This window comes from Streptomyces sp. YIM 121038, assembly GCF_006088715.1.
Taxonomy (GTDB): domain Bacteria; phylum Actinomycetota; class Actinomycetes; order Streptomycetales; family Streptomycetaceae; genus Streptomyces.
Window position 1 is genome coordinate 5,740,576 of record NZ_CP030771.1, and the last position, 13,367, is coordinate 5,753,942.

The 13,367-nt window shown below is 71.6% G+C and carries 14 protein-coding genes and 3 tRNA genes; 13 read left to right on the forward strand and 4 right to left on the reverse strand.

Annotation, left to right across the window (positions count from 1 at the left end; genetic code table 11):
- Positions 1-9: 9 nt before the first annotated feature.
- Positions 10-1,242 carry an amidohydrolase family protein gene (locus C9F11_RS24560; protein WP_138961294.1) on the reverse strand — a complete coding sequence of 411 codons (1,233 nt, stop codon included), beginning with the start codon at positions 1,240-1,242 and terminating at the stop codon, positions 10-12.
- Between the two features lie 394 nt (positions 1,243-1,636).
- On the opposite strand from C9F11_RS24560, the gene C9F11_RS24565 reads away from it, so the two are divergent.
- From C9F11_RS24565 to C9F11_RS24600, 8 genes are all read left to right on the forward strand, one after another.
- Positions 1,637-1,709 (forward strand) — tRNA-Thr (locus tag C9F11_RS24565).
- Between the two features lie 47 nt (positions 1,710-1,756).
- Positions 1,757-1,829, forward strand: a tRNA-Met gene (locus tag C9F11_RS24570).
- Between the two features lie 88 nt (positions 1,830-1,917).
- A complete protein-coding gene (gene rpmG, locus C9F11_RS24575; protein WP_003956487.1) occupies positions 1,918-2,082 on the forward strand; it encodes a 50S ribosomal protein L33 in 165 nt (54 codons plus the stop codon).
- Between the two features lie 264 nt (positions 2,083-2,346).
- On the forward strand, positions 2,347-2,805 hold the full coding sequence (locus tag C9F11_RS24580) for a MaoC family dehydratase N-terminal domain-containing protein (protein ID WP_138961295.1): 459 nt from the start codon (positions 2,347-2,349) through the stop codon (positions 2,803-2,805).
- Between the two features lie 4 nt (positions 2,806-2,809).
- Entirely contained in the window at positions 2,810-3,238 is a 429-nt protein-coding gene (locus C9F11_RS24585; protein WP_138961296.1) for a MaoC family dehydratase, read from the forward strand.
- A gap of 283 nt (positions 3,239-3,521) precedes the next feature.
- Complete coding sequence (locus C9F11_RS24590) at positions 3,522-4,142, forward strand: TetR/AcrR family transcriptional regulator (protein WP_138961297.1); 621 nt, start codon at positions 3,522-3,524, stop codon at positions 4,140-4,142.
- 114 nt (positions 4,143-4,256) lie between these two features.
- Positions 4,257-5,696, forward strand: a complete 1,440-nt coding sequence (locus C9F11_RS24595) for an MFS transporter (RefSeq protein ID WP_138961298.1) — start codon at positions 4,257-4,259, stop codon at positions 5,694-5,696.
- 119 nt (positions 5,697-5,815) lie between these two features.
- A complete protein-coding gene (locus tag C9F11_RS24600) occupies positions 5,816-6,871 on the forward strand; it encodes a UDP-N-acetylmuramate dehydrogenase (RefSeq protein WP_138961299.1) in 1,056 nt (351 codons plus the stop codon).
- 132 nt (positions 6,872-7,003) lie between these two features.
- Here the strand turns inward: C9F11_RS24600 and C9F11_RS24605 are convergent, their stop codons facing one another.
- Positions 7,004-7,642, reverse strand: coding sequence for an NAD(P)H-binding protein (locus C9F11_RS24605; protein ID WP_138961300.1), 639 nt, complete (start codon positions 7,640-7,642; stop codon positions 7,004-7,006).
- Between the two features lie 83 nt (positions 7,643-7,725).
- Here C9F11_RS24605 and C9F11_RS24610 point away from each other — a divergent pair, with 83 nt between their 5' ends.
- Positions 7,726-8,337, forward strand: coding sequence for a TetR/AcrR family transcriptional regulator (locus C9F11_RS24610; protein WP_138961301.1), 612 nt, complete (start codon positions 7,726-7,728; stop codon positions 8,335-8,337).
- On the opposite strand, the gene C9F11_RS24615 is transcribed toward C9F11_RS24610, so the two are convergent.
- Both C9F11_RS24615 and C9F11_RS24620 read right to left on the reverse strand, forming a co-directional pair.
- Positions 8,327-9,346, reverse strand: coding sequence for an adenosine deaminase (locus tag C9F11_RS24615; RefSeq protein ID WP_138961302.1), 1,020 nt, complete (start codon positions 9,344-9,346; stop codon positions 8,327-8,329). The genes C9F11_RS24610 and C9F11_RS24615 overlap by 11 nt on opposite strands.
- A 152-nt stretch (positions 9,347-9,498) precedes the next feature.
- A complete protein-coding gene (locus C9F11_RS24620) occupies positions 9,499-10,725 on the reverse strand; it encodes a pyridoxal phosphate-dependent aminotransferase (protein WP_138961303.1) in 1,227 nt (408 codons plus the stop codon).
- Between the two features lie 352 nt (positions 10,726-11,077).
- Here C9F11_RS24620 and C9F11_RS24625 point away from each other — a divergent pair.
- The 4 genes from C9F11_RS24625 (at position 11,078) to C9F11_RS24640 (ending at position 13,335) form a co-directional block, all read left to right on the forward strand.
- Positions 11,078-11,150, forward strand: a tRNA-Trp gene (locus C9F11_RS24625).
- A gap of 107 nt (positions 11,151-11,257) precedes the next feature.
- The gene (gene secE / locus C9F11_RS24630) at positions 11,258-11,542 is read left to right on the forward strand and encodes a preprotein translocase subunit SecE (protein ID WP_138961304.1); all 285 of its coding nucleotides are present in this window, start codon (positions 11,258-11,260) and stop codon (positions 11,540-11,542) included.
- Between the two features lie 77 nt (positions 11,543-11,619).
- Positions 11,620-12,522, forward strand: a complete 903-nt coding sequence (nusG, locus tag C9F11_RS24635; protein WP_138961305.1) for a transcription termination/antitermination protein NusG — start codon at positions 11,620-11,622, stop codon at positions 12,520-12,522.
- 285 nt (positions 12,523-12,807) lie between these two features.
- Positions 12,808-13,335 carry a hypothetical protein gene (locus C9F11_RS24640; RefSeq protein ID WP_138961306.1) on the forward strand — a complete coding sequence of 176 codons (528 nt, stop codon included), beginning with the start codon at positions 12,808-12,810 and terminating at the stop codon, positions 13,333-13,335.
- The last annotated feature ends 32 nt before the right edge of the window (positions 13,336-13,367 follow it).

Here is a 13,367-nt window from a genome sequence, read left to right on the forward strand (position 1 = left end):
CGTACGCCGTCACGCCCCCCGCCCCTGCCGCGGCAGACCGAGCGCCACCGCGGCCGCGGAGTCGCAGTACTCGCGCACCGCGCTCGTCCGTGCCACCACGCGCCCCCGATGCACCACCACACGGCTGTACGCCAGGGACAGCGCGCCTTCGAGGCTGTCGCCGCGCACGGCGAGGAGTTCGGCGGGGAAGCCCGCCTCGATCCTGACCGGCGGCAGGCCCATGGCCTCACGGGCGGCCGAACTCACCGCGGCGTACGCCTCGTCGGGGCGCAGCCCGCCGCACGAGGCCAGGAGGTACGCCGCCTCCAGCGGGTCCCCGCGGCCCACGGGGTTCGCGACGTCGCGCAGCGCGCCGCTGCCCGCCGCGACCCGCACCCCGGCGGCCCGCAGCAGGCGTACCGGAGGCGTGCCGGCACTGCCCGGCAACGTGCCGCAGCCGCCCTGCGGCAGGCACACCACCGTCACCCCGGCCGCCGCGAGTTGCTCCGCCGCGCGCGCGGCCACGTCGGAGGGCAGCCGCCGCAGGCCGCCGCAGGGGCCGACCGCCACACCGGGCCGCAGGCCCCCCGCCATGGCGGCGAGCCGGCCGAGGCGCGCCGGGTCGCCGCCGTCCGTGTGCAGGTCGACGGGGCGGCCGTACTCCGCCGCGAGGTCGAGCACCGCCTCGGCGTACCCCGTCGGATCGGGGTCCAGATCCGGGCAACCACCCACTACGGAGGCCCCCATGCGCACCGCGTCCCGCAGCATCGCGAGCCCGTCGGCCCCGGCCGCGCCCGTCAGGAGCCGCGGCACCGCGACGACGGACAGGTCGACGAGCCCGCGCAGCGACCGGCGCGCCTGGAGCACCGCCTCCAGGGAGCCCAACCCCTGCACGTCCCCGACGCGTACGTGCGCGCGCAGCGCCGTCGCCCCGTGCCCGAGCTGCAACAACGCCGCCTCGGTGGTGCGGCGTTGGACGTCCTGCGCGTCGTACGACACCGGCCCCTCGCGGAGCGCGGACAGTGCCGTGTCGCTGTGGGCGTGCGGCTCGGCGGCAGCGGGCAGCAGCAGGAAGCCGCTCAGGTCCACGCGCGCGGCGTGCGCGCTGAGGCTGCCCGCCGTGCCGACGGCCTCGATGCGTCCGGCGCCGACCCGGACGTCCACGGTCCTGCCGTCCACGAGCCGCGCGCCGCAGAGCAGCAGGGCCCCGGACGTGGCGTCGGGCTCGGCGGAGTGGGGCTGCTGCGGCTGACTGTCGGGCATCGCGCTCCTGGGGCTCGGGGGCGGCGCGGACGCGGCTTCGAGGCGCGCAAGATCACGCAGCGTGAGGTGAGCCTAGGACGGCGGCGGCCCCGCTTCGCGGAGGAGCGCAATAGTCGTACCGCTGTGGTGCGGGAGCCGTGCGGCTGTGGTGCGGGAGTCGTACCGCCGTGGTGCGGGCGTGCTCGGATGTGGCGGTGCGGCGTCGGTGGGCCCACGTGCCGGTGTGGCGCCAGGGAGTGCTCGTACCTGTGTGGCGCGCGTGCGCGGTGATGGCTCGCGAGGCGCCGCGACACGTACGGGACGGGCCGATCGGGGCGCCTGCCATGACCTCGGACGGGCCTTGCGAAACGGATTTGGGCGAACGGCTGCCGAGCGTGTAATGTCTTCATCGCTCGCCCCAATAGCTCAGTCGGTAGAGCGTCTCCATGGTAAGGAGAAGGTCAACGGTTCGATTCCGTTTTGGGGCTCTGATGTGAAGGGTTCCTCGCCTCGGCGAGGAGCTGCATCACATCGCAGCGGTGTAGCTCAGTCGGTAGAGCAAGCGGCTCATAATCGCTGTGTCACCGGTTCAAGTCCGGTCACCGCTACACACAGTAGCCGATTGCGGGGTCGGTCCTTCGATCGGCTACTCTTTATGCGTTCATCCGTCCATCCGTCCGTCATAGGAGCACTCACGTGGCTGCCACCGACGTCCGCCCGAAGATCACGCTGGCCTGCGTGGAGTGCAAGGAGCGGAACTACATCACCAAGAAGAACCGGCGTAACAACCCGGACCGTCTTGAGATGAAGAAGCACTGCCCGCGTTGCAACTCGCACACCGCGCACCGCGAGACGCGATAAACACAGGCTAGAACTAGAGGCCGTCCCCGTTGTTTCGGGGGCGGCCTCTAGTCGTTTGTAGATCCAGTAGATCCAGATGTAGATCCAGTAGATCCAGAAGAGATCTGGTGGACCCAGTCTTCACGGATCGCCGGTAGCGTCTCTTGCTCGATCTCTCGCCCAGCCCGTAGCCCGGTCTGCGGCCTCGTGCGGGCACGCCACCGGCGGCACCGGGCTCGCGAGAATCCGAGCTCATTGGAATCCAGCTGCAGGAGGTGCCGAGCCATGGCGCTCGACCAGTCCTTCGTCGGGCGGACCTACCCGCCCACCGACCCGTACGAGGTCGGCCGCGAGAAGATCCGCGAGTTCGCGGTCGCGGTGGGTGACGCCAACCCGGCGTACGCCGACCCGGAGGCCGCCAAGGCGCTCGGGCACCGGGACGTCATCGCCCCGCCGACCTTTGTGTTCGCGATCACGTTCAAGGCCGCGGGCCAGGTCATCGAGGACCCGCAGCTGGGGCTCGACTACAGCCGCGTCGTGCACGGCGACCAGAAGTTCGCGTACACGCGTCCCGTGTACGCGGGCGACCGGCTCACCGTCACCTCCACCATCGAGGCGATCAAGTCGATGGCGGGCAACGACATCCTGGACATCCGCGGCGAGGTCCACGACGAGGCGGGCGAGCACGTCGTGACCGCGTGGACCAAGCTCGTCGCGCGCGCGGCCGGGACCGAGGAGGCGTAAGGCGATGGCAGAGAAGATCGCATACGACGACGTGGAGGTCGGCACGGAGCTGCCGGCCCAGACCTTCCCCGTGACGCGCGCCACGCTGGTGCGGTACGCGGGCGCCTCCGGGGACTTCAACCCCATCCACTGGAACGAGAAGTTCGCGGTGGAGGTCGGCCTGCCGGACGTCATCGCGCACGGCATGTTCACCATGGCCGAGGCCATCCGCGTGGTGACGGACTGGACCGGCGACCCGGCCGCCGTCGTCGAGTACGGCGTGCGCTTCACCAAGCCCGTCGTGGTCCCGAACGACGACGAGGGCGCGACGATCGAGGTCAGCGCCAAGGTCGCGGCCAAGCTCGACGACAACAAGGTCCGTGTGGACCTGCTGGCGACCAGCGCCGGGCAGAAGGTCCTCGGGATGTCGCGCGCGGTCGTGCGACTGGCCTGAGGCCAAGACCTGAGGCCTGAGGCCCGAGGCCCGAGGCCCGAGGCCTGAGGTCCGAGACCTGAGCCAGGGCGATGAAGTAGGCGAAGTAAGGGGCGTTCTCCATTGCGGGGCGCCCCTTACGCGTTGCGGCCCCCCGGCCTGATCAACGCTCCGCACATGGGTGCCGTTCCACCAGCCAAGGGCGCCCCCCTCGGGGCACCCTCAACGCCCCCTCAAGGCCTCCCTCGGCAGACCTCGACCACCCCCCTTGACGTAGTTAGTGATTGAGTACTAACTTACTCGCATGGTCAGGATGAGCGCGGAGGAGCGACGCGAGAGCGTCATCCGGGCGGCGATGAGCGAGTTCGCCCGAGGCGGGTATCACGGGACGTCCACCGAGGCGATCGCCAAGCGCGTCGGGGTCTCGCAGCCGTATCTCTTCCGTCTCTTCCCCGGCAAGAAGGCGATGTTCCTCGCGGCGTCGGCACGCTGCTGCGAGGAGGTCCGGAAGGTGTTCGAGACCGCGAGTGAGGGGCTCGAAGGCGAAGAGGCCCTGCACGCGATGGCGCAGGCGTACCACGGCCTCATCATGGAGGACCCCGACAAGCTGCACATGCAGCTCCAGACGTACGTGGCCGTGGCCGCCGCCGAGGCGGCCGGGGACTACGAGTTCGGCGAGATGGTGCGCGCCGGCTGGATGGAGCTCTGGGAGACCGTGCACCTGCCGCTCGGTGCCGACGTGGACGAGACGACGACTTTCCTGGCCTACGGGATGCTGCTCAACGCCCTGTCGGCCATGGGTTTTCCGCCTGAGCACCGGGTGTGGGAGGGGTTCTACGCCTCGGCGCAGCCTCCGGGGGAGGCGAAGCGGCCCCAGCTCGTGAAGGGGCCGGAGTCGGGGCGGGCTCCGGGGCAGTCCCCGTAGGGGCGTCCGGCCCCGGTGGGATCGCCCGGTGTCCGGGCATTCTTCTGCCCGCATAAGTTAGTCATCAATAACTAACCAAAACAGGAATCTGTAAGAACAGTGTCTGGGGGAGCGATGTCACAGCAAGCAGCACCGCGCGGGAGAGTCGTGTGGGCCCTCGTCATCACCAGCGTCGCCGGGTTCATGGCGGCCCTGGACAACCTCGTCGTCACGACCGCGCTGCCCTCCATCCGGGAGGACCTCGGCGGTGGCCTGGAGGACCTGGAGTGGACGGTGAGCGCCTACACCCTCACCTTCGCCGTGCTCCTGATGTTCGGCGCGGCCCTGGGGGACCGGTTCGGGCGCCGCAAGCTCTTCGGGGCGGGCCTCGCCGTCTTCACCGCGGCCTCCGCGGCCGCCGCCCTCGCGCCCGGCCTGGAGGAGCTGATCGCGGCCCGCGCGGTGCAGGGCGTCGGCGCGGCCATCATGATGCCGCTCACCCTCACCCTGCTCACGGCTGCCGTGCCCGCGGCCAAGCGCGGCATGGCGTACGGGATCTGGGGGGCCGTCAACGGTCTCGCGGTCGCCAGCGGGCCGCTCATCGGCGGCGCCCTGACCGAACACGTGTCCTGGCAGTGGATCTTCTGGCTGAACGTTCCGCTGGGCATCGCCCTGCTGCCGCTCGCCCGCCTGCGCCTCACCGAGTCGTACGGCACCGGCGCCCGGCTCGACATCGCAGGCACCCTGCTCGCCAGCGGCGGTCTGTTCGGCATCGTCTACGCCCTGATCCGCGGCAACGTCGACGGCTGGACCAGCGCGCCCGTCCTGACCGGCCTGATCGCGGGCGGCGCGCTGCTCGCCGGGTTCGTGCACCACGGCATCCACAACGCGGCCCCGATGCTGCCCATGCGGCTGTTCCGCAACCGCGCCTTCTCCGCGATCAACGCCGCCAGCCCGCTGATGTTCGTCGGGATGTTCGGCTCGATCTTCCTGCTCAGCCAGTTCCTCCAGGGCGTGCTCGGCTACTCGCCGACCGAGGCGGGACTGCGGATGCTGCCCTGGACCGGCATGCCGATGATCGTCGCGCCCATCGCCGGGTACCTCTCCGACCGCATCGGCGGCCGCCCGGTCGTCACCGCGGGCCTCGCGTTCCAGGCCGTGGGGCTCGGCTGGTTCGCCATGATCGTCTCTCCGGACGTGTCGTACGCCGCTCAGCTGCCCGCCCTGATCATCAGCGGGATCGGCATGGCCCTGTACTTCGCCCCGGCCGCGAGCCTCGTCATGTCCAGCGTCCGCCCCGCCGAGCAGGGCATCGCCTCCGGAGCGAACAACGCGCTGCGCGAGGTGGGCGGCGCGCTCGGCATCGCCGTCCTCGCCTCGGTCTTCTCCGCGCAGGGCGGGTACGAGTCGCCGCGGGCGTTCGTGGACGGGCTCGAGCCCGCGCTGTGGGTGGGCGCGGGAGTCGTCGCCCTGGCGGCCGCCGCCGCGGCGCTGCTGCCGGGCCGGCGGGCCGGGCAGGCCGACGGCTCCGCCGCCGCTCCGGCGACGGAGGACCGGGTGCCGGTCAGCGCGTGAGACCGACGCGCCCACCGACCCACCCGCCCGTCCCGGGCGGGTGGGTTCGCGCTTGCCCGCCCGGCGCCCCGGAGGCCCGCCGCCCGGGCGGGGGAGCGGGCCCGCATACCCTGGTGTGCGTGCAGGTACTTGACGACGCCCCCCTCGCCCCGCTGACCACCTTCCGGCTCGGCGGCCCCGCCGACCGGCTGATCACCGCGACGACCGACGCCGAGGTGGTCGCCGCCGTCCGCGAGGCCGACGCATCCGGTACGCCGCTGCTGCTCATCGGCGGCGGCAGCAACCTGGTCATCGGCGACAAGGGCTTCGCCGGAACCGCGCTGCGCATCGCCACCACCGGCTTCGCGCTCGACGGCACCACGCTGGAGCTCGCGGCGGGCGAGGTGTGGACCGACGCCGTGGAGCGGACCGTCGCGGCCGGACTCGCGGGCGTCGAGTGCCTCGCGGGGATCCCCGGCTCCGCGGGCGCGACCCCCATCCAGAACGTGGGCGCGTACGGCCAGGAGGTCTCCCAGACCATCACCGAAGTGGTCGCGTACGACCGCAGGACCGATGAGACGGTCACCCTCTCGAACGAGGAGTGCGGGTTCTCGTACCGCCACAGCCGCTTCAAGGCCGACCCCGAGCGCTACGTGGTCCTGCGCGTGCGCTTCGCGCTGGAGGACGCGGACGGCATGAGCGCCCCGATCCGGTACGCGGAGACGGCCCGCACGCTCGGCGTCGAGGTCGGCGACCGCGTCCCGGCGGCCGTCGCCCGCGAGACCGTCCTGAAGCTGCGCGCGGGCAAGGGCATGGTGCTCGACGCCGAGGACCACGACAGCTGGTCGGCCGGGTCGTTCTTCACCAACCCGATCCTCACCGACGCGGAGTTCGCCGCCTTCCACGCGCGCGTGGCCGACCGGCTCGGCCCGGACGTCGCCCCGCCCGCCTTCCCCGCGGGCGACGGCCACGTGAAGACCTCCGCCGCCTGGCTCATCGACAAGGCCGGGTTCCCCAAGGGCTACGGCCAGGGCCCCGCCCGCATCTCCACCAAGCACACGCTGGCCCTCACCAACCGCGGCGGCGCCACCACGCAGGACCTGCTCGACCTGGCGCGCGAGGTCGTCGCGGGCGTACGGGACGCCTTCGGGGTCACGCTCGTCAACGAGCCGGTGACGGTGGGCGTCAGCCTGTAGCGCCACCCTCCCCAGAGCCCCCAGAGCCCCCAGAGCCCCCAGAGCCCCCAGAGCCCCCAGAGCCCACAGGGCCCACAGGGCCTGCTGATCCCGCAGAGCCCGCGGAGCCCGCAGGCCCCCCAAGAGGGGCGTTCAGTACGCCACGCCCACGCCCTGCTTCACCGTCGCCGGGTCGTCGATCATCGTCAGCATGGCGTGCGCCACGTCGGCCCTGCCGATCTGCCGGGCGCTGCGCGGATTGCGCCCGACCGCCGTGCGGTAGACGCCCGTCAGCGGCTTGTCGAGGAGCCGCGGCGGGCGGACGGACGTCCAGTCCGTCGCGCTGCGCGCCAGCTCGTCCTCCAGGACGCGCAGATCCTCGTACACCGGCTTGAGCACCCTGCTCACCACGGCCATCATGGCCCGGTCGGCGAGCGGCTCGCGCTCCGCCACCGGGGCCAGCGGCGCGGCGCTCACCACCAGGAGGCGGCGCACGCCCTCCGCCTCCATGGCGCGCAGTACCGGCACCGTGAGGCGCGTCGCGATGCCCGCACGCGCGTCCTCGCGTCCACGCGCCCCCAGACCGGAGAGCACCGCGTCCCGCCCCGCCACGGCCCCGCGCAGCTCCTCCGCGTCCGTGAGGTCGGCCGTGACCACCTCCAGGCGCTCCCCGGTCGCCTTCAGACGCGCCGGGTCGCGCACCACCGCCGTGACCTCGTGCCCCGCCGCGAGGCCCTGCCGGACGATCTCCCCGCCGATGCCCCCGCTCGCCCCGAACACCGTGATCCTCATCGCGCCCTCCAGGTGGGTAAGTATTCACTCACCACTAGAGTGAGTACGCACTCACCCCGTCGTCAAGCCCGTTTGGACGGTTCATGGAACGGCAGGCACCGCAGCGGCCCACGCGCGAACGCATCCTCGACGCCGCCCACGAGCTCATGGTCACGCTCGGTCTCGCCCGGGCCACCACCAAGGAGATCGCGAAGGCCGCGGGCTGCTCCGAAGCCGCGCTCTACAAGCACTTCACGAGCAAGGAAGACCTGTTCGTCGGCGTCCTCCAGGAGCGGCTGCCGCGCCTCGGACCGCTCCTGCGCCGCCTCATCGAGGAGCCGGGGGAGCGCACCGTCGAGCAGAACCTCACCGAGATCGCCGTCCTGGCCTGCGAGTTCTACGCACAGAGCTTCCCGGTCGCCGCCTCCCTGTACGCGGAGACCAAGCTCAAACGCCGCCACGACGACGCCATGCGCGAGCGCGGCATGGGCCCCCACATGCCCATCGAGGCCCTGGACGCCTATCTGCGCGCCGAGCGCGAAGCGGGCCGCATCGACCCCGACGCCGACACCTTCGCCGCGGCCTCACTGCTCCTGGGCGCCTGCGCCCAGCGCGCCTTCGCCTATGACGCCACGGTCGGCAAGCGGCCCCCGCGGCCCGTCGACGCCTTCGCCGCGGGGCTCGCCCGCACGCTCCTGGCCGGCGTCAGCCGCTGATCCACCCGTCGATCCCGGCGAGCAGCCTCTTCTGCACGTCGGCGGGGGCTGCCGAGCCGCGCACCGACTGCCGTGCGAGCTCGGCCAGTTCGGCATCGGTGAAGCCGTGGTGCTGCCGCGCGATCTCGTACTGCGCGGCGAGCCGCGAGCCGAACAGGAGCGGGTCGTCGGCCCCGAGCGCCATGGGCACCCCGGCGTCGTACAGCGTGCGCAGCGGCACGTCCTCGGGCTTCTCGTAGACACCGAGGGCCACGTTCGACGCCGGGCACACCTCGCAGGTCACCCCGCGCTCCGCGAGCTTCTTCAGGAGCCGCGGGTCCTCGGCCGCGCGCACGCCGTGGCCGATGCGCCGCGCGTGCAGGTCGTCCAGGCAGTCGCGCACCGAGGCGGGGCCCGTCAGCTCACCGCCGTGCGGGGCCGCGAGCAGGCCGCCCTCCCGCGCGATCGCGAAGGCCCGGTCGAAGTCCCGGGCCATGCCGCGCCGCTCGTCGTTGGACAGGCCGAAGCCGACGATGCCGCGGTCGGCGTACCGGACCGCGAGCCGGGCCAGCGTGCGCGCGTCCAGCGGGTGCTTCATGCGGTTCGCGGCGACCAGGACGCGCATCCCCAGGCCGGTCTCGCGCGAGGCGCTGTCGACGGCGTCCAGGATGACTTCCAGGGCCGGGATGAGCCCGCCGAGCCGGGGCGCGTACGACGTCGGGTCGACCTGGATCTCCAGCCAGCCGGAACCGTCCCTGAGGTCCTCCTGCGCGGCCTCCCGCACCAGCCGCTGGATGTCCTCCGGCTCGCGCAGACAGGACCGCGCGATGTCGTAGAGCCGCTGGAAGCGGAACCAGCCGCGCTCGTCGGTGGCGCGCAGCTTCGGCGGGGTCCCGCCGGTCAGCGCGGCGGGCAGGTGGACGCCGTACTTGTCGGCGAGCTCCAGGAGGGTGGAGGGCCGCATCGACCCGGTGAAGTGCAGGTGCAGATGGGCTTTGGGCAGCTCGCTGACGTCTCGTACACGCTCCATTCCAGGATCTTGCCGTACGCACCCCCGTCCCGGTAGCCGCTTCTTCCCATGAGGTACGTCACCGAACGAAGGAACGGAACCACCGCATGACGAAGGAACGGGCCCGCCGCATCATGTGACGCGGCGGGCCCGTTCCCTCGGGGCGGCGGGGGTCAGTCCCGCGCCTCCGCAAGCAGCTTCTGGATCCGCGAGACGCCCTCGACGAGGTCCTCGTCACCGAGGGCGTACGACAGGCGCAGATAGCCCGGCGTGCCGAAGGCCTCGCCCGGGACGACCGCGACCTCGACCTCGTCCAGGATCAGCGCGGCCAGCTCGACGGAGTCCTGCGGGCGCTTGCCGCGGATCTCCTTGCCGATGAGGCCCTTCACCGACGGGTACGCGTAGAAGGCGCCCTCGGGCTCGGGGCAGACGACGCCGTCGATCTCGTTCAGCATCCGCACGATCGTCCTGCGGCGGCGGTCGAAGGCCTCGCGCATCTTCTCGACGGCGGTCAGATCGCCGGAGACGGCGGCGATGGCGGCGGCCTGCGCGACGTTGGAGACGTTGGAGGTGGCGTGCGACTGGAGGTTCGTCGCGGCCTTCACCACGTCCTTCGGGCCGATGATCCACCCCACGCGCCAGCCGGTCATCGCGTACGTCTTCGCGACGCCGTTCACCACGATGCACTTGTCGCGCAGCTCGGGCAGGAGCGCGGGCAGCGACGTGAACTCGGCATCCCCATAGACCAGGTGCTCGTAGATCTCGTCCGTCATCACCCACAGGCCGTGCTCGTGCGCCCAGCGCCCGATGGCCTCCGCGTCCTCGCGGCTGTAGACCGCGCCCGTCGGGTTCGACGGCGACACGAAGAGGACGACCTTGGTCTTCTCCGTGCGCGCGGCCTCCAGCTGCTCGACCGAGACGCGGTAGCCGGTGGTCTCGTCGGCGACGACGTCGACCGGGACGCCGCCCGCGAGACGGATCGACTCCGGGTACGTCGTCCAGTACGGCGCCGGGACGATGACCTCGTCACCCGGGTCGAGGATCGCGGCGAAGGCCTCGTAGATGGCCTGCTTGCCGCCGTTGGTGACGAGGATCTGGGCGGCCTCGGGCTCGTAGCCGGAGTCGCGCAGCGTCTTCGCGGCGATCGCGGCCTTCAGCTCGGGCAGGCCGCCCGCCGGGGTGTACCGGTGGTACTTCGGGTTCTTGCAGGCCTCGACGGCCGCCTCGACGATGTAGTCCGGGGTCGGGAAGTCGGGCTCGCCCGCGCCGAAACCGATCACCGGGCGCCCGGCGGCCTTGAGGGCCTTGGCCTTGGCGTCGACGGCGAGGGTCGCGGACTCGGAGATCGCGCCGACTCGGGCGGAGACCCGGCGCTCGGTGGGTGGAGTGACAGCGCTCATGCGCCCATCGTTCCAGACCCCGAGGGGCCCGGGCACACGGGTTTGCCGGATGGCCCGCCGGGCCTCGGCCCCACCCTGCCGCCGGCCTCGGCCCCGCCCCGTTCCCGGCCTCGACGCCACCCCGCCCCCGGCCCCGGGTCCCCCTCCCTCCCGGCCCCGCCCCGCCCCAGGTCCGGCCGCTCGCAGGGGCGCCCGCCACACCCCCGAGCGCCCCCGGAACGACCGGCGGAACCCCAGCTGTTCGACGGGGCGCTCCGGACCACGTACACTCACTCGTCGTTGGCCCTCACCGGCCGCTCCTTCCACCGCACTCCGTGCACATGGTCGGATGCGGTAGGTTGGGGGAAACCAAAGGGTCGTAGCTCAATTGGTAGAGCACTGGTCTCCAAAACCAGCGGTTGGGGGTTCAAGTCCCTCCGGCCCTGCTACACACTCCTTCGCCAGGATGTGTGCGCATGTACGTACTGCATTGCACCGCCGTGCGGCTCAACCGGGCGCGGCACGGCCACGACCCGGAATCAGGTGAGGACGAGTGACGGACGCCGTGGGCTCCATCGACATGCCTGATGCCCAGGACGAGGCGCCGGAGTCCAAGAAGGGCCGCAAGGGCGGCAAGCGCGGCAAGAAGGGCCCCCTGGGCCGTCTCGCGCTCTTCTACCGCCAGATCGTCGCCGAGCTGCGCAAGGTCGTCTGGCCCACCCGGAACCAGCTCACGACGTACACCACCGTCGTGATCGTCTTCGTCGTCATCATGATCGGTCTGGTGACCGTGATTGACTATGGCTTCAGCCACCTCATCAAGTACATCTTCGGCTAGGCCGAAAGCGAAGGGCGCCGCACCAGGCGCCCCTTTCGCGTGTTCCACCCCCATGTATCCAGGAAGAAGCAGCCACCGTGTCTGACCCGAACCTGAACGACGCCATCGAGTCGGCGGAGTCCGTGGAGGACCAGATCGACATCGTCGAGGCGGCGGACGCCGTGGACCCGGACGAGGTCGAGGCTGCCGACGCCGCCGCCGGTGAGGCTGCCGAAGAGGCCGCTGTGCACGAGGACGACGAGGTCGAGGCCGTCGCGGAGACCGACGAGGACGACGCCGTCGCCGAGCTCGACGAGGACGCCGCTGCCGCCGACTCCGCCGAGGACGAGGCCGAGGTCGAGGAGGCGGAGCCCGCCGAGCCGGTCGACCCCGTCGCCGCCCTCCGTGACGAGCTGCGCGGCCTGCCCGGCGAGTGGTACGTCATCCACACCTACGCCGGTTACGAGAACCGCGTGAAGACCAACCTCGAGCAGCGCGCCGTCTCGCTCAACGTCGAGGACTACATCTTCCAGGCCGAGGTGCCCCAGGAAGAGGTCGTCCAGATCAAGAACGGCGACCGCAAGACGATCCGCCAGAACAAGCTCCCCGGCTACGTCCTGGTCCGCATGGACCTGACGAACGAGTCCTGGGGCGTCGTCCGCAACACCCCCGGCGTCACCGGCTTCGTGGGCAACGCCTACGACCCGTACCCGCTGACCCTGGACGAGATCGTCAAGATGCTCGCCCCGGAGGCCGAGGAGAAGGCCGCCCGCGAGGCCGCCGAGGCCGAGGGCAAGCCCGCCCCGCAGCGCAAGGTCGAGGTCCAGGTCCTGGACTTCGAGGTCGGCGACTCGGTCACCGTCACCGACGGCCCCTTCGCCACGCTCCAGGCCACGATCAACGAGATCAACGCCGACTCGAAGAAGGTCAAGGGCCTCGTCGAGATCTTCGGCCGCGAGACCCCGGTCGAGCTCAGCTTCGACCAGATCCAGAAGAACTGACGCCAAGCTCTTCCGACAGGGCCCCCGACCAGCGGATCTCCGCCGGACGGGGGCCCTGTCGCATGCCCCGGCACAGAACCGGGCCGAACACATGTGTTCCGCACCACAACCATCGGGCGACCCGGGCTGTCTGACCTGGTAGACGGAACCTTCCGGCCTCCCACCGCTCTCCACCACGCACCACCCACGCCCAAGGGGATTCCTGCGACCCTGGCGCGGCGATTTGTGGTGCTCTGCTGCGGTATGGCCGGATGGGCTCACTCACCACGAGCAAGGGGACACCTCATGAGAGCTCGCAAGACCGCGATCGCCGCCTCTGCCTGTGCCTTCGTCCTGCTCGGCGGCGGCTCCGCGCTCGCCGGCACCGGCCCCGCCCCCGCGCCCGGCGCCCGCGGGGCCGCGCCCCAGTCGACGGCGCCCTCCGCGGACGGCAACCCGAGGAGCGCCAAGGCACAGGCCGCGGGGGTCTGTGCCGACGCGTACCAGATCGGGACCACCGCCTACATCGACCGGGGCGGCGCGCACGCGGCATCGGTCAAGCAGTTCTACTCGCCCTCGTGCAAGAAGAACTACGGCTACGTGTGGGTGTGGAAGAGCTTCCGCGACAAGATCAAGGACTACGACGTCAGCACCGGTGTCTACAGCTACTCCCGGGACGAGATCCTCGGCCAGGACTGGTGGAACCGCACCAACAGCGCGGAGTTCTGGTCGCTGCCCGCCGCCACCGCCGCCGAGTGCACCGCGGCGATCGGCCAGCTGCGCGCCCCCGGTGACCCGCTGCCGGGCCAGGCGCTGACCTCCAAGCGCTGCTGAGCCGAGCCGCGCTCCCCATGCTCGCTCGGCGG

Coding starts and splice junctions, on each gene's coding strand:
- C9F11_RS24560 (WP_138961294.1), bottom strand. CDS start 1,242: ATGCCCGACAGTCAGCCGCAGCAGCCCCACTCCGCCGAGCCCGACGCC.
- C9F11_RS24580 (WP_138961295.1), top strand. CDS start 2,347: ATGGCGCTCGACCAGTCCTTCGTCGGGCGGACCTACCCGCCCACCGAC.
- C9F11_RS24585 (WP_138961296.1), top strand. CDS start 2,810: ATGGCAGAGAAGATCGCATACGACGACGTGGAGGTCGGCACGGAGCTG.
- C9F11_RS24590 (WP_138961297.1), top strand. CDS start 3,522: ATGGTCAGGATGAGCGCGGAGGAGCGACGCGAGAGCGTCATCCGGGCG.
- C9F11_RS24595 (WP_138961298.1), top strand. CDS start 4,257: ATGTCACAGCAAGCAGCACCGCGCGGGAGAGTCGTGTGGGCCCTCGTC.
- C9F11_RS24605 (WP_138961300.1), bottom strand. CDS start 7,642: ATGAGGATCACGGTGTTCGGGGCGAGCGGGGGCATCGGCGGGGAGATC.
- C9F11_RS24610 (WP_138961301.1), top strand. CDS start 7,726: ATGGAACGGCAGGCACCGCAGCGGCCCACGCGCGAACGCATCCTCGAC.
- C9F11_RS24615 (WP_138961302.1), bottom strand. CDS start 9,346: ATGGAGCGTGTACGAGACGTCAGCGAGCTGCCCAAAGCCCATCTGCAC.
- C9F11_RS24620 (WP_138961303.1), bottom strand. CDS start 10,725: ATGAGCGCTGTCACTCCACCCACCGAGCGCCGGGTCTCCGCCCGAGTC.
- C9F11_RS24640 (WP_138961306.1), top strand. CDS start 12,808: ATGAGAGCTCGCAAGACCGCGATCGCCGCCTCTGCCTGTGCCTTCGTC.